Source organism: Janthinobacterium breve, assembly GCF_051380895.1.
GTDB lineage: Bacteria > Pseudomonadota > Gammaproteobacteria > Burkholderiales > Burkholderiaceae_D > Janthinobacterium.
This window is the reverse complement of sequence record NZ_JBNYXY010000005.1, coordinates 220,897-238,687: the sequence shown is the minus strand read 5'-3', so window position 1 is coordinate 238,687 and position 17,791 is coordinate 220,897. Positions and strand designations below refer to the sequence as shown.

Annotated in this window: 19 protein-coding genes; 11 read left to right on the top strand and 8 right to left on the bottom strand. The window is 62.7% G+C overall.

The genetic code is table 11. The features are described from left to right. Nucleotides 1-5: 5 nt before the first annotated feature. The 4 genes from ACQ4W0_RS11405 to dapC all read right to left on the bottom strand — a co-directional run bounded on the left by ACQ4W0_RS11405 (nucleotide 6) and on the right by dapC (nucleotide 4,241). Nucleotides 6-362: an ArsC family reductase gene (locus ACQ4W0_RS11405; protein ID WP_436507594.1), complete on the bottom strand. Its 357-nt coding sequence runs from the start codon at nucleotides 360-362 to the stop codon at nucleotides 6-8. Between the two features lie 135 nt (nucleotides 363-497). Continuing rightward, the gene (locus ACQ4W0_RS11400; protein WP_436576822.1) at nucleotides 498-2,045 is read right to left on the bottom strand and encodes an FAD-dependent oxidoreductase; all 1,548 of its coding nucleotides are present in this window, start codon (nucleotides 2,043-2,045) and stop codon (nucleotides 498-500) included. Nucleotides 2,046-2,167: 122 nt separating this feature from the next. Further along, a complete protein-coding gene (gene dapD, locus ACQ4W0_RS11395) occupies nucleotides 2,168-2,995 on the bottom strand; it encodes a 2,3,4,5-tetrahydropyridine-2,6-dicarboxylate N-succinyltransferase (protein ID WP_070223998.1) in 828 nt (275 codons plus the stop codon). Nucleotides 2,996-3,011: 16 nt separating this feature from the next. Beyond that, nucleotides 3,012-4,241, bottom strand: a complete 1,230-nt coding sequence (gene dapC / locus ACQ4W0_RS11390) for a succinyldiaminopimelate transaminase (protein ID WP_436576821.1) — start codon at nucleotides 4,239-4,241, stop codon at nucleotides 3,012-3,014. 239 nt (nucleotides 4,242-4,480) lie between these two features. On the opposite strand from dapC, the gene tsaB reads away from it, so the two are divergent. From tsaB to ACQ4W0_RS11370, 4 genes are read left to right on the top strand one after another with little or no spacing between them, the layout of a single operon-like run. Continuing rightward, nucleotides 4,481-5,206 carry a tRNA (adenosine(37)-N6)-threonylcarbamoyltransferase complex dimerization subunit type 1 TsaB gene (gene tsaB, locus ACQ4W0_RS11385; RefSeq protein ID WP_436576820.1) on the top strand — a complete coding sequence of 242 codons (726 nt, stop codon included), beginning with the start codon at nucleotides 4,481-4,483 and terminating at the stop codon, nucleotides 5,204-5,206. Beyond that, complete coding sequence (gene rimI / locus ACQ4W0_RS11380) at nucleotides 5,203-5,712, top strand: ribosomal protein S18-alanine N-acetyltransferase (protein ID WP_436576819.1); 510 nt, start codon at nucleotides 5,203-5,205, stop codon at nucleotides 5,710-5,712. Before tsaB ends, rimI begins: the two co-directional genes overlap by 4 nt. Further along, nucleotides 5,709-6,608, top strand: a complete 900-nt coding sequence (locus ACQ4W0_RS11375) for a uracil-DNA glycosylase (protein ID WP_436576818.1) — start codon at nucleotides 5,709-5,711, stop codon at nucleotides 6,606-6,608. The genes rimI and ACQ4W0_RS11375 overlap by 4 nt, the downstream gene beginning before the upstream one ends. Continuing rightward, on the top strand, nucleotides 6,604-7,539 hold the full coding sequence (locus tag ACQ4W0_RS11370; RefSeq protein ID WP_436576993.1) for a DUF1853 family protein: 936 nt from the start codon (nucleotides 6,604-6,606) through the stop codon (nucleotides 7,537-7,539). The genes ACQ4W0_RS11375 and ACQ4W0_RS11370 overlap by 5 nt, the downstream gene beginning before the upstream one ends. Nucleotides 7,540-7,625: 86 nt before the next feature. On the opposite strand, the gene lplT is transcribed toward ACQ4W0_RS11370, so the two are convergent. Continuing rightward, nucleotides 7,626-8,888: a lysophospholipid transporter LplT gene (gene lplT / locus ACQ4W0_RS11365; RefSeq protein WP_436576817.1), complete on the bottom strand. Its 1,263-nt coding sequence runs from the start codon at nucleotides 8,886-8,888 to the stop codon at nucleotides 7,626-7,628. Between the two features lie 268 nt (nucleotides 8,889-9,156). Between lplT and alr the strand changes: the two genes are divergently transcribed. From alr to ACQ4W0_RS11350, 3 genes are all read left to right on the top strand, one after another. Beyond that, complete coding sequence (gene alr, locus ACQ4W0_RS11360) at nucleotides 9,157-10,254, top strand: alanine racemase (protein ID WP_436576816.1); 1,098 nt, start codon at nucleotides 9,157-9,159, stop codon at nucleotides 10,252-10,254. 80 nt (nucleotides 10,255-10,334) lie between these two features. Beyond that, entirely contained in the window at nucleotides 10,335-11,711 is a 1,377-nt protein-coding gene (radA, locus tag ACQ4W0_RS11355) for a DNA repair protein RadA (protein ID WP_141170089.1), read from the top strand. 131 nt (nucleotides 11,712-11,842) lie between these two features. Beyond that, nucleotides 11,843-12,163 carry a PilZ domain-containing protein gene (locus tag ACQ4W0_RS11350; RefSeq protein WP_436576815.1) on the top strand — a complete coding sequence of 107 codons (321 nt, stop codon included), beginning with the start codon at nucleotides 11,843-11,845 and terminating at the stop codon, nucleotides 12,161-12,163. A gap of 33 nt (nucleotides 12,164-12,196) precedes the next feature. Here ACQ4W0_RS11350 and ACQ4W0_RS11345 read toward each other — a convergent pair whose 3' ends face one another. Beyond that, nucleotides 12,197-12,364: a hypothetical protein gene (locus ACQ4W0_RS11345; RefSeq protein ID WP_436576814.1), complete on the bottom strand. Its 168-nt coding sequence runs from the start codon at nucleotides 12,362-12,364 to the stop codon at nucleotides 12,197-12,199. 28 nt (nucleotides 12,365-12,392) lie between these two features. Here ACQ4W0_RS11345 and fliD point away from each other — a divergent pair, with 28 nt between their 5' ends. Next, on the top strand, nucleotides 12,393-13,778 hold the full coding sequence (fliD, locus tag ACQ4W0_RS11340; protein WP_436576813.1) for a flagellar filament capping protein FliD: 1,386 nt from the start codon (nucleotides 12,393-12,395) through the stop codon (nucleotides 13,776-13,778). Nucleotides 13,779-13,801: 23 nt separating this feature from the next. Here the strand turns inward: fliD and ACQ4W0_RS11335 are convergent, their stop codons facing one another. Beyond that, entirely contained in the window at nucleotides 13,802-14,602 is an 801-nt protein-coding gene (locus ACQ4W0_RS11335; RefSeq protein ID WP_436576812.1) for an AraC family transcriptional regulator, read from the bottom strand. Nucleotides 14,603-14,702: 100 nt separating this feature from the next. Here ACQ4W0_RS11335 and ACQ4W0_RS11330 point away from each other — a divergent pair, with 100 nt between their 5' ends. The 3 genes from ACQ4W0_RS11330 to ACQ4W0_RS11320 all read left to right on the top strand — a co-directional run bounded on the left by ACQ4W0_RS11330 (nucleotide 14,703) and on the right by ACQ4W0_RS11320 (nucleotide 17,264). Beyond that, complete coding sequence (locus ACQ4W0_RS11330) at nucleotides 14,703-15,953, top strand: MFS transporter (protein WP_436576811.1); 1,251 nt, start codon at nucleotides 14,703-14,705, stop codon at nucleotides 15,951-15,953. Nucleotides 15,954-15,985: 32 nt separating this feature from the next. Beyond that, nucleotides 15,986-16,480 carry a ribonuclease E activity regulator RraA gene (gene rraA / locus ACQ4W0_RS11325; protein ID WP_436576810.1) on the top strand — a complete coding sequence of 165 codons (495 nt, stop codon included), beginning with the start codon at nucleotides 15,986-15,988 and terminating at the stop codon, nucleotides 16,478-16,480. Between the two features lie 142 nt (nucleotides 16,481-16,622). After that, nucleotides 16,623-17,264, top strand: a complete 642-nt coding sequence (locus tag ACQ4W0_RS11320) for a choice-of-anchor C family protein (protein ID WP_436576809.1) — start codon at nucleotides 16,623-16,625, stop codon at nucleotides 17,262-17,264. Nucleotides 17,265-17,375: 111 nt separating this feature from the next. Here the strand turns inward: ACQ4W0_RS11320 and ACQ4W0_RS11315 are convergent, their stop codons facing one another. Next, nucleotides 17,376-17,759, bottom strand: coding sequence for a MerR family transcriptional regulator (locus tag ACQ4W0_RS11315; protein ID WP_436576992.1), 384 nt, complete (start codon nucleotides 17,757-17,759; stop codon nucleotides 17,376-17,378). Nucleotides 17,760-17,791: the final 32 nt, after the last annotated feature.

Genomic DNA, 17,791 nt, shown 5'->3' with positions numbered 1-17,791 from the left:
AAAAATTACAGCCCGAAAATGGCTGCGTACTGTGCATCCGAAAACGCCACGCTGAACTTGCCATCCTTGTCCAGTACGGGGCGCTTGATGATGGAGGGGTTTTCCAGCATCAGTTCCACAGCGCTGGCGGCATCCGTGATCGATGCCTTGCGCTCGTCGGACAGGGCGCGCCAGGTCGTGCCCTTCCTGTTGACCAGCACATCCCACGGCAATTGCTGCAGCCACGCTTCGACAGTAGCGCGTTCCAGTCCCTGCTTCTTGAAGTCGTGGAAGGTGAAGTCGAGTTGCTGCGCGGCCAGCCAGGTGCGGGCCTTTTTGACGGTATCGCAATTGGGGATACCGTAGAGTGTAATGGTCGTCATGGGTAGGGCTAAGGGGGTATGAATGCGGTTCGCTTGATCGCGGCGCTTGCGCCGGAGCAAAATGCGATGTTAGCCGCCATTATACAGTTGATGCGGCAGTCGATGCGGCGCTGCAACACGGCCCAGCGATTTCCTCTACACGGGCCGTGGCGCTGCCTTGCCTATTTCTGCCGGGCCGAAATGCAGGCCCAGACGCAGAGCCAGGGCGCGTAAGCCGCCGCTTTCCTGCAGGTGCAGGGCCAGCGCGATATGGCCGTCGGGGCGTACAAGGTAGGCCGCGTCGCGGCCCAGGCCGGCCAGCTTGGCGGCCACGTTATAGGTGTAGCAATGCACGGGCAGCTTCAGCACGCGCGCCTCGTCCAGCAGTTCGGGCGCCGGCACGCCATAAATGTGCAATTGCCAATCCATGCTGCGCAAGGCCGTGAAATTGTCTTGCGTGCCATCCGAGAACCACGGCAGGCGGTCGCCGCCGCGCAAATATTCCGCGTGGCCCGCAGAGAGGACGCTGTCTTCATAGCTGATCTGGATTTGCGACACGGTCTGGAACAGCAAACGGCGCGCGCGCCCGAAGCCGGAGAGGAAGGGCAGCGCATGCGGCACCAGCCAGCGCCGCAGGAATTGCCCGGCCATGCCTTGCGCGACGATGGCCTGGAAGGCGCGGTCGGTGGTGGCGACGAGCTTGCGGGCAAACACGATGCGCTCGCTTTCATAGGTGTCGAGCAGGGCGTCGTTGCTCTGGCCGTGCAGCTTTTGCGCCAGTTTCCAGGCCAGGTTGACGGCGTCGCCCAGGCCCGTGTTCATGCCCTGGCCACCTACGGGGCTGTGCAGGTGGGCCGCATCGCCGAGGATGAAACAGCGTCGTTCGCGAAACTGGCCCGCCACCCGGTGATGCACTTTATAGGTGGAAAACCAGTTCACGTGTTCAACCTGGATGCCTAGCAGGGTTTCCACGTCGCCGCGCACGTCGTCAAACACGGGCGCCGGCGCGCCGTCTGGACGGTCGGGCAGGATGCCGATCAGGCGCTGCATGCCGCTGGTGCGCATGGGCAACATCAGCGCAAACGCGTTCGCGCCCAGGTGGGCGTGCAAATCCGTATTGTTGCCAGCCACTTGCGCATCGGCCACGTAGTACAGGTGGTCATAGGTGCCGCCGGAAAAGTCGAAACCGGCGATCTCGCGCACGGCGCTGCGGGCGCCGTCGCAGCCGCAGATATAGTCAAAAGTGCAATATTGCCTTTCGTCATTGTTGAGCAGGATGGCTTGCACTTCGCTATCGTCCTGCGTCCACAGGTCCAGCGTGACATTCCATTCCACATGCACGCCGGCCGCCGCCAGCTTGCTGATGAGAAAGCGTTCATGCTCGTCCTGCGGCAGGCTCAGCACGAAAGGGTAGGGGCTCAGCCCTTCGCCGATCTCGCCCAGCGCCAGTTTCACCAGCTCCTCGCCCCCTTCGTGGATGTGCATGGCATTGATCTTGATGCCCAGGCCGACCAGCTCATCGGCAAAGCCCAGTTGCTGGTAAAACTCCAGCGTGCGCGCATGCACGGCCATGGCCCGCGACGCCTGGCCCGGACCGCTATTCTTGTCGATGATGCGGCAATCGACGCCATGGCGCGCCAGGCGCAAGGCAAGCATGAGGCCGGTAGGACCGGCGCCGACGATCAATACGGGAGGAGTATTCATGCCATCCAGTATAGGACAGGATGGAAGAGGGCAGCGGGACGATTGAAGTTGCGATTTTGAAATGAAAATGTCCCGCCGGGGCGGGACATTCAGGGTGTTGCGCGCGCCTTGCGGCGCAGTGATTAAATACCCCGCAGCAGCTCGTTGATGCCTGTTTTTGCGCGGGTTTTTGCATCCACGCGCTTGACGATGACGGCGCAGTACAGCGAGTACTTGCCGTCTTCCGATGGCAGGTTGCCCGAGACCACGACGGAGCCGGCTGGCACGCGGCCGTAGGTGACTTCGCCCGTGGCACGGTCGTAGATCTTGGTCGACTGGCCGATGTACACGCCCATCGAGATGACCGAGTTTTCCTCAACGATCACGCCTTCGACGATTTCCGAACGGGCGCCGATGAAGCAGTTGTCTTCGATGATGGTCGGGTTCGCTTGCATCGGTTCCAGCACGCCGCCGATGCCGACGCCGCCGGACAGGTGGACGTTCTTGCCGATCTGGGCGCAGGAACCGACGGTGGCCCAGGTGTCGACCATGGCGCCTTCATCGACGTAGGCGCCGATGTTAACGTAGGACGGCATCAGCACGACGTTCTTGGCGATGAAGCTGCCGCGGCGGGCGACGGCTGGCGGCACCACGCGGAAACCGCCCTTGGCGAAGTCTTCGGCGGTGTAGTTGGCGAACTTGGTCGGCACCTTGTCGTAGAACTGCATCGTGCCATCCGATGGCAGGACGACGTTGTCTTCCAGGCGGAACGACAGCAGCACGGCTTTCTTGACCCACTGGTTGACGACCCAGTCGCCCGAGGTTTTTTCCGCCACGCGGATGCTGCCGTTGTCCAGGCCATTGATGACGTGGGAGACGGCATCGCGCAGTTCGGCCGTGCCATTGCGCGGATTGATCTCGGCGCGGTTTTCCCAGGCCTGGTCGATGATGGTTTGCAGTTGTTGGCTCATGATGATGTCTTATTAATTAGTGAGTTGATGCGGATGCGGAAAGCTGCTGGCAGAATTTTACTATGCGCAGTGCGGCTTCCAGCCCTTCGGCCGTTTCGGCCACCAGGGCCATGCGGATGCGGTTGCGACCCGGATTGATGCCGTGCGCGTCGCGCGCCAGGTAGCTGCCAGGCAGTACCGTGACATTATATTCGGCGTACAGGCGTTGCGCGAATTGCGTGTCGGACAGTCCCGTGCGGCTGACGTCGGCCCACAGGTAGAAGCCGGCGTCCGGCAATTGCACGTCCATCACCGCTTGCAGCAGCGGCGTGATGGCGTCGAACTTGGCGCGGTACTTGGCGCGATTTTCCTCGACATGGGTTTCGTCGTTCCAGGCCGCGACGGAGGCCGCCTGCACGGCGGGGCTCATGGCGCCGCCGTGGTAGGTTCGGTAGAGCAGGAATTTTTTCAGTACTTCCGCGTCGCCGGCGACGAAGCCCGAGCGCATGCCCGGCACGTTCGAGCGTTTCGACAGGCTGGAAAACACCACCAGGCGCGCATACGGGCGTTCGATGGTTGACAGGCCCAGCATGTGCGCCGCCTGCAGTGCACCCAGCGGGGCCGTATCGCCATGGTAAATCTCGGAATAGCACTCGTCGGCGGCGATGACGAAATCGTAGCGCTCGGACAGGGCGAACAGGTGTTCCCAGTCCGTCAGAGTGAGCACGGCGCCCGTCGGGTTGCCTGGCGAACACAGGAACAGCAGCTTGACCTTTTCCCACACGGACGCGGGCACCGCGTCGTAGTCGCAGCCGAAATTGCGCGCCGGGTCGGAATTGACGAAATACGGTTCGGCGCCGGCCAGGTAGGCCGCGCCTTCGTAGATTTGGTAAAACGGATTCGGGCTGATCACGAGCGAACCGGCCGACGGATCGATCACCGTTTGCGCCAGCGCAAACAGCGCTTCGCGCGAACCGTTCACGGGCAGGATTTGCGTGGCAGGATTGAGCTTGGGGATGTCATAGCGGCGCTCCAGCCAGCCGGCGATGGCGCTGCGCAAGGCTTCCGAGCCGATGGTGGTCGGATAGCTGGCCAGGCCGTGGATATTGTCGACCAATGCCTGCTCGATGAAGGCTGGCGTCGGGTGCTTGGGTTCGCCCATGCCCAGGCTGATGGGTGCATATTCGGGATTGACCGTCACGCCGGCAAACAGCTGGCGCAGCTTTTCGAATGGATATGGTTGCAGTTTAGCAAGAAGTGGATTCACGGAACGGACCAGGGCAAGAGTGGTAAGACGATGTTGTTAAGTGATTGCTGCTACGTGATTACTGAACAGTTGCTTGGCGCGGCAGACTTGATGCCGGTCAAATAATCAGTTGCGTCTTTCATTATAGCCGTCCTCGCGGGCCCGCTGTGCAAGCCGCATCGGCCTGATCGCTGCCAGGCTGGTGCCGGCATGCCGCAGCGGGGAGTGCCGCGCCATGGCGCGGCAAGGTAAAATACGCCATGCCTACCTTACTTCCCACCCTGCTTGCTATTGAAACTTCGTCCGAACTCGCCTCCTGCGCCTTGTTGCGCGGCGATGTCGTCCTGTCCCGCGCCTCGTCGGGCGTGCGTACCCATTCCCAGTCCATCCTGCCGATGGTGCAGGAATTGTTGGCCGAAGCGGGCGTGACCCTGGCCGACGTGGACGCCATCGCCTACGGCTCCGGCCCCGGCTCATTTACGGGCGTGCGCACGGCCTGCGGCATCGCACAAGGCCTGGCCTACGGCGCCAATTTGCCCGTAGTGCCCGTCGTCACCCTCGACGCGATGGCGCTGGCGTGCCACCAGCAGCATGGCGCGCAGCGCATCGTGACCGTGCTCGACGCCCGCATGGGCGAAGTGTACTGGGCGCAATATGACTATCAAAATGGCTTGCAGGCTGTCCTGCCACCGGCCCTGAGTGCGCCGGCCGGCGTGGCGCCGCAAGGCGACGTCGTCGGCTGTGGCAACGGCTTTGGCGCGTATGCCGAGGCGTTGGCCGCGCTGCCGTGCGCCGCCACGGCCGACGTCGCCATCATGCCGCACGCCGTGCAGGTGGGACAACTGGCGCGCATTGCCTTTGCGGCCGGCCATTTTGTGACGGCGGCCGAGGCGCAGCCTTTGTATTTGCGCAACAAGATCGCTTACACGAGCGCGGAACGGCACGAGATGCAACTGGCCAAGGCCGCTGCGGAGTCGGCGCAATGATGGAGGAGGGCAAGGACGCAGTGACGCAGGACGACAGCGCGGCAGACTGGGACTTGCTGCGCCTCGACTATCAGCCGATGGGTGAGGCGGACTTGGCCGAAGTGCTGGCGCTGGAGCAGCGCGTGTATCCGCATCCCTGGACGCACGGCAACTTTGTCGACTCGCTCAAGAGCGGCTACCCGGCCTGGGTGCTGCGCGACGTGGACGGCACCCTGCTTGGCTATTTTCTGCTGATGCTGGTCGTCGATGAGGCGCACCTGCTCAACGTGGCCGTCGAGGGCGCCATTCAGGGGCAGGGCCTGGGCCGTTTCCTGCTGAACCAGTCGTGCGCCTGCGCGCGCCAGTTGGGCATGGAGTCGATGCTGCTGGAAGTGCGCCCGTCGAATGTGCGCGCGCTCGATATTTACCAGCGCTATGGATTTGAACAGATAGGCCGGCGCAAGGGATACTATCCGGCCAGCAACTCGCAACGTGAGGACGCCATCGTGATGCGTTATACCTTATGAGCCGCAGCGCCGTTTTCCTCGATGAGATGGGCGTCGGTCCCCTGTGGCGTTTGCGCCAGGGGGCTGCGCCCGAGCCCGTTGACGCCGTTGTCGAGGCCCCTGTGGAGATGGAAGTCGCCGTGGCGGAGCCTGTGGCCGAAGCCGTTGAAGCAGTGGTTGAGGTCGTTGCCGAGGTAGTCGCCGAGGTGAAGGCCGAGGCGCCCGTCGCTGTCGCCGTCGCCGCTACGCCAGTAGTTGCTACTGCTGCCCCTGCCGCCGTGCCTGACGACACGGCCTGGTTCGACGACGCGCCGCCACCGCCAGCGGCCAAACAGCTGAGCGATGCCGAGATCGCCGTCCTCGACTGGGATGGTTTGACGGCCGCCGTGGCCAAGTGCGCGCGCTGCGACTTGTGCAAGACGCGCAAGGGCGTCGTCATGGGCCGTGGCGACCGCCAGGGCGCCTGGCTGATGCTGGCCAGCAGCCCCTCGCGCCTGGAAGAACGCGAAGGGCGAGCCTTGCCGGGCGAGCAGGGCAAATTGCTCGACAATATGCTCAAAGCCATTGCTGTCGATGCGGGCAGCGACGTGTACATCACCCACTTGCTGAAATGCCGTCCGCTCGACGAGGTGGGCCAGGAACGTTTGCCCACCGCATCAGAGTCCGCCGCCTGTCGCCCGTACTTCGAGCGCGAACTGGCCCTGCTGCAGCCGCGCACCATCGTCACACTGGGCTCGATGGCCGCCGCCGGCATCAATCCCGGTGAAAAACCCGTGCGCGGCAAGGTGCGCAAGCTGGGCCATGCCTCGCTTGTCGCCACCTTCCACCCGGAAATGCTGCTGCAGGATGAGACGGGCCAGGCCAAGGCGCGCGCCTGGGCCGACCTGTGCCTGGCGAAAAGCACGCACGGTGATTGATACGGCCGTCGGCACCTTCCAGGCCCGTTTCGAGCGCCGCTGGGGGCATTTGACGCACCCCCGCGTGCGTGCGCTGGCCTGGCTGCTCGATTCGCCCGATTTGCTGGACCCGGCCAGCGCCCACTGGGGCGGGCGCATCGCCAGCCTGGAACCCGTCACGCCTGCCGTGGCGGCCTGGCTGGGAGCGCTGCAAGATGACCCATCACCGCTCGATGCGGCGCTCGGTCCCCGATTCTATTCCCGCCTGGGCCTGTACGCTGAAAAGCTGCTGGCCTTTTATTTTGAGCAGCGTGGGGTATTGCAAGCGCATGGCTTGCAAGTGCAGGTGAACCGCAACGACACGGTGGGCGAGTTCGATTTTTTGCTGCGTGACGGAGATGGCTTGCTGCACTGGGAATTTGCCACCAAGTTTTACCTGCTCGAAGGCGCGCCCGATCCCGGCGTGTTCAACCACTTGATCGGCCCCAACCTGGCCGATACGTTGGGCTTGAAGATGCGCAAGATTCTCGACAAGCAACTTGCCTTGTCTCGCCATCCGGCCGCGCAAAGCCTGCTGGCGCACCCCGTGCGCGCGGCGCAGGCGCTGGTCAAGGGCTGGCTGTTTTATGCGGCGGGCGCCACGCCCGGCATGGACGGCATTTCCCCGGAACATGGACACGGCTTCTGGTGCACGCCAGCCCAACTGTCGGAGCAGCGCTATATTGTGCTGCCGCGCTTGCAATGGCTGGCGCCGTTCAAGGGGCAAGGCGTGGAAGTGCTGGACCTCGATGCCTTGCGCTCGCAGTTGTTTGATCTGGCGCAACCGGTAATGGTGGCCACGGTGGAGCATGTCGACGGCTGGGAAGTGGAGCGCACGCGCGGCTTTGTCGTGCCCCATGACTGGACGCAGCAGGCTGCCGCGCGGCGGCTGGCTGGCACGCTACCTGCGTAGGTCGAAAATTCTCAACCCAAAACCAAATCCGGGCTCAGACCCTCAGGGACTCGGCGTCCCCGTCTGACCCCAGCCCTTGCTTGGGTTTAGTGTTTATGCTCGCCGATCAAGGACAGATTGTCGTGCTCGGCCTGGTTGAGCTTGTGCCTGCGCATGATCATGTACATGGTGCCGGCGACGAACAGGCCGAACAGGGTGATGATGATATTGAGCGGCAGGTGCAAACGGATCATGATGGAATACACGGCCAGCATGGTGAGAATCGACAGGTTTTCATTGAAGTTCTGCACGGCGATGGAATGGCCTGCGCTCATCAGCACGTGGCCGCGGTGTTGCAGCAAGGCATTCATGGGCACGACGAAAAAGCCGGACAGGGCGCCGATCAGTATCAGCAGCGGGTAGGCGATCCACACGGAGTGTACTTGCGTCATCATCATGACGATCACGCCCATGGCGATGCCCAGCGGAATGACGGTCAGCGACTTGCGCAGCGGAATGAAGCGCGCCGACAGCACGGCGCCGACGGCCACGCCGATGGCGACCACGCCCACCAGGCTGGTTGCCTTGTCGAACGGCATGTTCAACGACTGCTTGGCCCATTCCAGCACGATCAGTTGCAAGGTGGCGCCAGCGCCCCAGAACAGGGTGGTCACGGCCAGGGTGATCTGGCCCAGCTTGTCTTTCCACAGGATGGAATAGCAATTGGCAAAATCGGTGATCAGTTTGATAGGATTGCGTTCCTGGTGCGGATACACGCAGCCCGTGTCGGGAATCTTCAGGTTGGCCAGGGTTGCCAGCACATAAATGCCCACCACCACGCACAAGGCCGCTTCCGTCTTGCCGGTGATGCCCGTGTCGATCAGGGGGATGTCGATGGACAGCAGCATGTCGGACACGTGGCCGCTGACGAGTGCGCCGCCCATGACGGTGCCCAGGATGATGGAGGTGACGGTCAAGCCTTCGATCCAGCCATTCGCCGCCACGAGTTTTTCCGGCGGCAGCAGTTCCGTCAGGATGCCGTACTTGGCGGGCGAATACACGGCCGCGCCAAAACCCACGACGGCGTAGGCCAGCAGCGGGTGTACATGGAAGAAGACGAGGGCGCAGCCGAAGATCTTGACCATGTTGGCGATGAACATGACCTTGCCTTTCGGTAATGCATCCGCGAAGGCGCCGACAAAAGCGGCTAACAGCACGTAAAACAGCACGAACGACAATTTGAGCAGCGGCGTAATCCACGCCGGGGATTTCATGGACACCAATAAATCGACGGCGACAAAAAAGAGGGCGTTATCTGCCAGCGAGGAAAAGAACTGCGCCGCCATGATGGTATAAAAACCACGATTCATTCTGGATTGCCTGAAATCATATCTGGCTTGCTTTATACCACGAAAAAACGGCAAACCCCAAGTTTGGGCGGGGTCGCTTTGCATAGTCTTGCCTAAGCGAAGCTTAATTTTTCTGCCGTAGAAAAATACACACACATGTGAGCATTTTATACATGCTGTCGTGGGTGACTATCGCGAACCACCGCGCCCGTCCACCTTGCAGGCTTGCCGCCCCGCATCGTGCCCATCCGGTAAAATACGGCTTTCCCACCCGCCGTGAACGACGCATATGCCCAGGCCCCTCATCGCCACCATCCATCTGGATGCCATGCAACAGAATCTGGCGCGCGCGCGCACCTGCGCCCGCGGCGCCAAGGTGTGGGCCGTCGTCAAGGCGAATGCCTATGGCCACGGCCTGGAGCGGGCCATGCGGGGCTTTGCCGGCGCCGATGGCCTGGCGCTGGTCGAGGTCGACTATGCCGTGCGCTTGCGCGAACTGGGCTGGACCAAGCCCATCCTGCTGCTGGAAGGCTTTTTCGACGCCAGCGATTTACTTGTCATGGCGCAATACGGCTTGAATGGCAGCGTGCATTGCGAAGAACAGATCGCCATGCTGGCAGCGGCGCGTCTGCCGCACGCCATCGATGTGCACCTGAAGATGAACACGGGCATGAACCGCCTGGGCTTTACGCCGCAAGCCATCGCCGCCGCGTATGCGCGCCTGCGCGCCATGCCACATATCGGCACGATCACCGTGATGACGCATTTCGCCAATGCGGACGAGGCGGCGCCCACGCGCTTGCCGCTGACCCAGCAGATGCTGCGCTTCGAGGCCGGGGCGGCCAGCATCGGTACGGCCTTGCCGCGCAGCCTGTGCAATTCGGCCGGCTTGCTGCTGCACCATCTGGACAGCGATTGGGTGCGCCCCGGCATTATGCTGTATGGCGGCACGCCCAGCGGCGCGCCCGGCGGCACGTCGGCGCAGGCGTTCGGCCTGCTGCCCAGCATGACCTTGCGCAGCAGCATCATCGGCATCCAGGATATCGCCGCCGGTGAGGTGGTGGGTTATGGCAGCCGCTACGAAGCGGCCGGCAACGTCAAGGTGGGCGTGGTGGCTTGCGGCTATGCGGATGGCTACCCGCGCCAAGCGCCCGAAGGCACGCCCGTGCTGGTCGACGGCGTGCGCACGGGGCTCATCGGCCGGGTGTCGATGGACATGCTGATGGTGGACTTGACCCACGTGCCGGGCGCAAAAGTGGGCAGTTCGGTCACCTTGTGGGGCCAGGGCATGCCGATCGACGAGGTGGCCCTGGCCGCCGGCACCATCGGCTACGAGCTGATGTGCGCACTGGCGCCCCGCGTGCCCGTGGTCGAAGCGACACAGTGACGCCGGCCCGCCGTTTGTATATACTGTGAATTCACTGTACATATAAACAGCGGTTTCACCTTACCCGAGCAAAATACACCATGGCAAAAGTCAAGACCATCTACACCTGTAGCGATTGCGGCGCCATCAGTAATAAATGGATGGGGCAATGCACCTCGTGCAATCAGTGGAACACCATGGTGGAAACCCTGCCCGAGACGGGCGGCAACAACCGCTATTCGAACCCGCAGCACATGTCGCTGGCGCAGACGGCGCCCGTGCTGTCGCTCGACGATATCGACGCCATCGACGTGCCGCGCTTCGGCACGGGCATCGAGGAATTCGACCGCGTGCTGGGCGGCGGCATGGTGGCCGGCGGCGTGGTGCTGATCGGTGGCGATCCCGGCATCGGCAAGTCGACCCTGCTGCTGCAGGCGCTGGCCAACATGTCGCACCACAAGCGCGTGCTATATGTGAGTGGCGAGGAATCGGGCGCGCAGATCGCCCTGCGCGCCAAGCGCCTGCTCATCGATGCCAAGGAACTGAAATTGCAGGCGGAGATCCAGCTGGAAAAAATCCTCGGCACCCTGGCCGACCTGAAGCCGGAAGTGGTGGTCATCGACTCGATCCAGACCGTGTATTCGGACGCGCTCAGCTCGGCGCCCGGTTCCGTGGCGCAAGTGCGCGAATGCGCGGCGCAGCTCACGCGGGCGGCCAAGCAGACGGGCGTGACCATCATTTTGGTGGGGCACGTGACGAAAGAGGGTGCGCTGGCCGGCCCCCGCGTGCTCGAACACATCGTCGACACGGTGCTGTATTTCGAGGGCGACGCCCATTCCAGCTTCCGCCTGGTGCGCGCCATCAAGAACCGTTTCGGCGCCGTCAATGAACTGGGCGTGTTTGCCATGACGGAAAAGGGCTTGAAGGGCGTGTCGAACCCGTCCGCCCTGTTCCTGTCGCAGCACGACAATCAAGTGCCCGGCTCGTGCGTGATGGTGACGCAGGAAGGCACGCGTCCCTTGCTGGTGGAAATCCAGGCTTTGGTCGATACCAGCCACTTGCCGAATGCGCGCCGGCTGTCCGTCGGCCTGGAACAGAACCGCCTGGCCATGCTGCTGGCCGTGGCGCACCGCCACGCGGGCATCGCCGCGTTCGACCAGGATGTCTTTATCAACGCGGTGGGTGGTGTGAAGATCACGGAACCGGCGGCCGACCTGGCCGTGTTGCTGGCGATTAACTCGTCCATGCGCAACAAGCCCTTGCCACGGGGACTCGTGGTGTTTGGCGAAGTGGGCCTGGCCGGCGAGATCCGTCCCGCGCCACGGGGCCAGGAGCGTTTGCGCGAAGCGGCCAAGCTGGGCTTTACCCTGGCCGTGGTGCCCAAGTCCAATTTGCCCAAGCAAGCCATCGAGGGCCTCAAGGTCATCGGCGTCGAGCGCATCGACGAGGCGTTCAACAAACTGCGCGATTTGGAGTAAAAGTTGGTATGGTTTAAATGCCAAGCTTGAGACAAGTCAAACAGAATTTCCGTTTAGAACTATAATATTTGTCCGATGGATTCGTTTCATGAATCCGCATCGACAATGCATAGCTAGAGAAGCGGAATACAGTGTCAGTTGAACAAAGGCAGGGCGCACGCAAGATTTTGCGTGCCAAGGCAATGTTGGTAATCGATGGCGCGGGTCCCGTGGCGGCGCGCACCCTCGATGTGGGGCCGGGCGGCATGGCGGCCGTCATCGCTGAACCGGTGCCGACAGGCAAGCAGGGCAAGGTGCTGTTCGAGTTGTTTTACGATGGTTCGGCGCACATCATCGAGGCGCGCGCGTCCGTCTCGCACTGTATTTTCAGCAGTGCAGGTTTCAAGGTGGGACTCACTTTCCTGCAACTGGACATGGCCGTCAGCAGCGCCATTTCCAAATTCATGCGCTGAGGCACGCCCGGAGAGGGGTGGCAAGTAATTGCGCTAAAATGGTGCATATGGGTTTGCAGTCAGGAAAAACTTGTTCTGTTCGCTGTTTTGATATTCCGGTAATACTGCATAATTATCAACCAGAAGAGGGACCTTGCCGCGCCACGCGCGCCTGCCGTCCGTTTCCAGCGCAGCGCGGTCAAGACCTGAACCGTGTGCCATGACCTTACACCCGACGGGAATGCCTACCATGTTTAATTCGACCATCAATAGCAGGGCCTACACCAACAACACGCAGCAAACGACGCAGGGCAATATCTCGGCCGATGTGTATGCGAAGGTGGAGCGCCAGATGCAGTCGCAGAACACGGGCGTCGTCAAGCTCAATGCCAATCTGGCGCGCGACCAGGCCAAATTCTCGGGCCTGGGCCAGTTGCAATCGGCACTGGCGAAATTCCAGACCGTGGCCAAGAACATGGCCGGCAGCGGCCTGGCCACGGCGGCCACGTCCAGCGCCAAGGATGTGCTGAGCGCCACCACCACCGACAAGGCTGTCAGCGGCAGTCATGAATTGAACGTCAAGCAGCTGGCGCAGGGACAGACCCTGCTCAGCGGAGCGCAGAAATCCTCGAGCGCGGCGATCGGCACGGGGGCGCCGGCGCTGGTGAAGATCGAAGTGGGTGCGACTGACGGCAAGCAATTTACCCCCGGCAGCGGCAAGATCATTTCGCTGACCATCGACAGCAGCAACAATAGCCTCGACGGCATCGCTGCCGCGCTGAAGCAGCAGGGCATCGACGCCAGCGTGGTGAAGGGCGCGGATGGCTATTCACTGGCCCTGAACGGCAAGAGCGGCGCCGACAGCAGCATGCGCATCAGCGTGTCCGGCGACGCGGCCGTGAGCAATCTGCTCAGCTATGCGCCCGGCGCCGGCAAGGGCCTGCAACAGACGGCCGCCGCACAGGACGCGCTGCTCACCGTCGACGGCAAGGACATCAAAAGCGCCACGAATACCCTGACGACGGCCGTCGAGGGCGCCACCATCGAATTGAAGAAAACAGGCACGACCGACCTCGTCATCGCCAAGGACAGCAGCCAGATCGCCAGCAACGTGGCCAGCTTCGTCACGGCCTACAATGAGCTCAACAGCAAGCTGCAAAGCCTGCAGCAGGGTGATTTGAAGTCCGACACGGCCCTGGGCCAGGTGCGTACACAGATGGAGCAAGTGCTGCGCACAGCCAGCACGGGCGTGCCCGCTTCCATCCTGGGCACCGCTGGCGTGACCCTGGGCAAGAGCGGCGAGCTGGTGCTCGACGATAAAAAGCTCAAGGCGGCCATCGCAGCCGATCCGGACGCCGTCAGCAAGCTGTTTACGAATAACGGCAAGGGCGTGGCGGACCAGTTTTCCAGCAAGATCGGTGAACTGACGGGCGAAACGAGCATCATCCGCAAGGAAGTGCAATCGGTGGGCAAGGACATCACCACGCTGACCAACAAGAAAGCCGTGCTGGCCAAGGCACTGACGGCCCAGGCGCAGGCGCTGGTGAAAGCGTATTCCGCCCAGGAACAGATGGGTACGAACTCGGCCTTGCCGGGCTATACGGGCAAGAATTCTTTATTTGACTTCATGGCTTGAGGCACGGCGCGCCCGCGTCCTGCCTAGCCCCTGTCGCCCTGTGCAAAGAAGGCCGATGGCGAACTGCCGAAGGTCTTCTTGAACATGGCGGAAAAGGCCGACTGGCTGGCGTAGCCCAGTTCTTCGGCTACCTGCGACAGCGGCACGCCGCGCGCGATCAGTGGCGCCGCGTGCGCCAGGCGCACCTGCTGGCGCCACTGGCCAAAACTCATGCCCAACTCCCGTTCGAACAGCCGCGCCAGGGTACGCTCCGAGGCGCCGACCAGCTGCGCCCAGTGCTCCAGCGTCTGGTTGCCGCCGGGTTTCTCGATCAGGCTGTCGCACAGGGTTTTCAGGCGCTTGTCGCCAGGCAAGGGGACGCGGATGGGGCGCGTGGCCGAGCGTTTCAATTCATCGAGTATCAGTTCGGCCAGCAATGCCTCGCGCGCCGGTTCCTGGCCCGGGTCCAGTTGTTCCAGCGCCATGATCAGCTGGCGCAGCAGGCTCGACACTTCCAGCACCTTGCAGTCATGTCCCGCAAACGGCGCGCGCGCGGCATGGATGCACAGGGGGCGCAAGCGGGTTTTTTCCAGTATCGTGACGGCATGCTCCACGTTAGGCGCGATCCAGATGGCGCGCATGGGCGGCAGCACCCAGCTGCTGTTGTTGGCGGTGATGCGCAGCACGCCTTCGAGCGCCATGGTGACCTGGCCCCAGGGATGGCTGTGCGGTAATAAAAATTCATCGGGCTGCAGGTCGCGCGCGATCATCGTCACGGGAATCGTCGCGCTGGGCGCTTCCCGCGGCGGACACATGCGGGTATGGTGGAGGATAGGTACACCCATCAGCTTGGCCTTAATTCGATAAATTATGTCGTTCTGTCGGAAAACAGACGATGGTATTTTGCATACACTTGAGCTTCATCAGTATAAGACAGGGTATGACATGATAACAACTAACTCGGCAAGGCACTTGCCACCGCAGTCACCGCCCACCTTGCGCAGCGATGCGCGCGTCATCGCCCTGGTGGGGTTGGCGCATGGCATCTCGCATTTCTACCATCTGATCCTCGCGGCCCTGTTCGTCTGGCTGAAACCCGCTTTCGACCTGTCGTATGCGGAACTGGGCCTGCTGATGACGGTGTTTTTCATCATCTCGGGCGTGGGACAGGCGCTGGCCGGCTTTGTCGTCGACCGCTTCGGCGCCCGCGCCGTGCTGTTTTCCGGCATATTCTTGCTGGGCGTGTCGGCGCTGGCCCTGTCCACCGCGCACAGCTATGCCGCGCTGATGCTGGGCGCCATGCTGGCTGGCATGGGCAACAGCGTGTTCCATCCGGCCGACTACACCATACTCAACCAGCGTGTATCGGCGGCCCGCGTGGCTTACGGCTTTTCCGTGCATGGTATCAGCGGCAATATCGGCTGGGCCCTGGCGCCCCTGTTCATGACGTATGTTGCCACCCAGTATGACTGGCGGGTGGCGCTGCAATGCGCGGCCGTGCTGCCGTTTGGCGTGCTGCTGATCCTGTTCCTGAACCGTCACGCCATCCGTCCCGAGCCGGTCAAGCAGGCGGCGCCGGGCCAGGCGGCCGGCGGCGAAGGCACGCTGGACTTTTTGCGCCTGCCGGCTGTGTGGATGTGCTTTGCCTTCTTCTTCATTACCGCCATCGCGCTGGGCGGCATCCAGAGCTTTGCCAGCGTGGCCCTGGTCAAGCTGTACGGCATGAGCCTGGCGCTGGCCACCAGCGCCTACACGGCCTATATGCTGGCCTCGGCCGTGGGCATGCTGGCCGGCGGCGTGGTGGGCGCGCGCAGCAAGCAGCCGGATCGCAACGTGGCGATCGCCTTTTCCGCCGCCGCGCTGCTGGCCGTGCTGCTGGCCATGGCCGTCGTGCCGGCCTGGGGCGCGGTGGTGCTGATGGGCGCCATCGGCCTGACGTCCGGCGTGGCGGGGCCGTCGCGCGACCTGATGATACGCGCGGCGGCGCCCAAGAATGCCACGGGGCGCGTGTATGGCGTCGTGTATTCGGGCCTCGACAGCGGCCTGGCCGTGGGCCCCCTGTTCTTTGGCGCGCTGATGGATGGCGACCATCCGGCCCTGCTGTTCGTCTTCATTGGCGTGTTCCAGGCGCTGGCGATTGCCACGGCCGTGGGCGTGGGCGGGAAAACGCGTGCCGCGGCGCTGCAAAAGGCATAGAATCGTTGCCATCTGCTATGAAAGGAATCCCCATGACCTTTGCCACCACCGACCTGTGCGACGACTATGCAGCCATGCTCGACGATGGCACCCTGGCCGTGCTGCCACCCGTGTACCGCGCCTTCGGCCAGCGCGTGCGTTTCAGCGGCCCGGCCACCACTTTGCAAGTGTTTGAAGACAATGCGCTCGTGCGCAGCACCCTGGAAACGCCGGGCCAGGCCCATGTGCTGGTGATCGATGGCGGCGGCAGCCTGCGCCGCGCGCTGGTGGGCGGCCAGCTGGGCGTGCTGGCTGAAAGCAACGGCTGGGCCGGCATCGTCGTCGATGGCTGCATCCGCGACAGCGAGGAAATCAATGTCTGCCAGATCGGCGTGCGCGCGCTGGCCACGCATCCGCGCAAGAGTAACAAGGCTGGGACGGGCCAGCGCGACGTGCGCGTGCAGATCAGCGGCGTTGCCGTGCATCCGGGTGACTGGATCTACGCCGATGCGGACGGCATCCTAGTGGCGCGGCAAGAGCTTGATTGATCCATCGCTTCCGGTACGTTCGAAGACGTTACAAATTATCCACATTAAATATATTTTTGCAAAGTTCTTGGATTTTCATCATGGCTGAGATATGATTTCACTTAAGGTAACTTTAATATCAACAAGGCAAGGAAACCAGCTCATGAAAATCGCTACCATCGCAGCAGTTGTCGCTCTGTTTGCTGCAGGCACCGCCAGCGCCAGCCCCGTCAACCTGATTACGAATGGCAATTTTGAAACAGTCGCTTCCGGCTACACCTTCGACAGCGGTTTTAAAGTCGTCAACAGCGGTTCGTCGGCCATCACGGGTTGGACCGTGGGCGCCAGTTCCGTCGACCTGATCCGCAATGCCTACAATGCCATCAATGGCTACAGCATCGATTTGCTGGGTACGCCAGGTCCGGGTTTCCTGTCGCAAAATTTCAGTGTCGTTGCCGGCCAGACATATAACCTGAGCTTTGACATGGCGCGCAATTCCGGCGGCCCGGCTGGCCAGGGCGTGGCTGTCAATTTCGGCGGCGTGGCAGGCGATTTCTACTCGACGGCCGCCGCGTCGAACACCTTGTACAGCAATACCCTGAGCTTCACGGCCGCCACCACCGGCCTGGCGACCCTGTCGTTTGCCAGCGCCGCCAAGGCTGGCACGCCGTTCGACAATTACTCGGGCGCCGTGATCGACAACGTGTCCGTGATGGCCGCCGTGCCGGAACCGGAAACCTACGCCATGCTGCTGGCTGGCCTGGGCCTGATGGGTTTCCTGCGCCGCCGCAAGGCCGCCAAGTAAGTCCGGCTTTGTTCCATGTCAGAACCGCCTGCTGCGTCGCACAGGCGGTTTTTTGTTTTTCAGGGGGCTTGCGCACCGCCCGCGCCGGGCAACCGTCGTCATGCCAGTCATTTAGCGAGTTGCCTCGGCATCCCCGCGCAATGGACAGGCCGCCGCCTGCGGCTCCAGCCGCCGCGCCAGTTCGCCGCGCAGCTGCGTCAATCCCGCGATGCGCGCATCGATGTCGCCCAGCTTGCGCACCAGCGCCGTGCGCAGCAATTGGGCCGTGGCGGGATCGCCGGCGCTGGCCAGCAGTGGCATGTCGGCCTCGATTTCCGCCAGGGTAAAGCCCAGCTGCTGCGCCGTGCGCAGGTAGCGCAGCCAGTCGGCTGCCTCGGGCGGGTAGTCGCGGTAGCCGTTCGCGCCGCGCCGCGCACGCAGCAAGCCCCGCTTTTCATAGAAGCGCAGGGTATCGCGGCTCAAGCCCGTCGCCTGCGCCATCTCGCCGATCTGCATGGTGGTTTCTTTCATGAAATGCTTGACCATGG

Coding starts and splice junctions, on each gene's coding strand:
- ACQ4W0_RS11405 (WP_436507594.1), bottom strand. CDS start 362: ATGACGACCATTACACTCTACGGTATCCCCAATTGCGATACCGTCAAA.
- ACQ4W0_RS11400 (WP_436576822.1), bottom strand. CDS start 2,045: ATGAATACTCCTCCCGTATTGATCGTCGGCGCCGGTCCTACCGGCCTC.
- dapD (WP_070223998.1), bottom strand. CDS start 2,995: ATGAGCCAACAACTGCAAACCATCATCGACCAGGCCTGGGAAAACCGC.
- tsaB (WP_436576820.1), top strand. CDS start 4,481: ATGCCTACCTTACTTCCCACCCTGCTTGCTATTGAAACTTCGTCCGAA.
- rimI (WP_436576819.1), top strand. CDS start 5,203: ATGATGGAGGAGGGCAAGGACGCAGTGACGCAGGACGACAGCGCGGCA.
- ACQ4W0_RS11375 (WP_436576818.1), top strand. CDS start 5,709: ATGAGCCGCAGCGCCGTTTTCCTCGATGAGATGGGCGTCGGTCCCCTG.
- lplT (WP_436576817.1), bottom strand. CDS start 8,888: ATGAATCGTGGTTTTTATACCATCATGGCGGCGCAGTTCTTTTCCTCG.
- alr (WP_436576816.1), top strand. CDS start 9,157: ATGCCCAGGCCCCTCATCGCCACCATCCATCTGGATGCCATGCAACAG.
- radA (WP_141170089.1), top strand. CDS start 10,335: ATGGCAAAAGTCAAGACCATCTACACCTGTAGCGATTGCGGCGCCATC.
- ACQ4W0_RS11345 (WP_436576814.1), bottom strand. CDS start 12,364: ATGGCACACGGTTCAGGTCTTGACCGCGCTGCGCTGGAAACGGACGGC.
- fliD (WP_436576813.1), top strand. CDS start 12,393: ATGTTTAATTCGACCATCAATAGCAGGGCCTACACCAACAACACGCAG.
- ACQ4W0_RS11335 (WP_436576812.1), bottom strand. CDS start 14,602: ATGGGTGTACCTATCCTCCACCATACCCGCATGTGTCCGCCGCGGGAA.
- ACQ4W0_RS11330 (WP_436576811.1), top strand. CDS start 14,703: ATGATAACAACTAACTCGGCAAGGCACTTGCCACCGCAGTCACCGCCC.
- rraA (WP_436576810.1), top strand. CDS start 15,986: ATGACCTTTGCCACCACCGACCTGTGCGACGACTATGCAGCCATGCTC.
- ACQ4W0_RS11320 (WP_436576809.1), top strand. CDS start 16,623: ATGAAAATCGCTACCATCGCAGCAGTTGTCGCTCTGTTTGCTGCAGGC.
- ACQ4W0_RS11315 (WP_436576992.1), bottom strand. CDS start 17,759: ATGCAGATCGGCGAGATGGCGCAGGCGACGGGCTTGAGCCGCGATACC.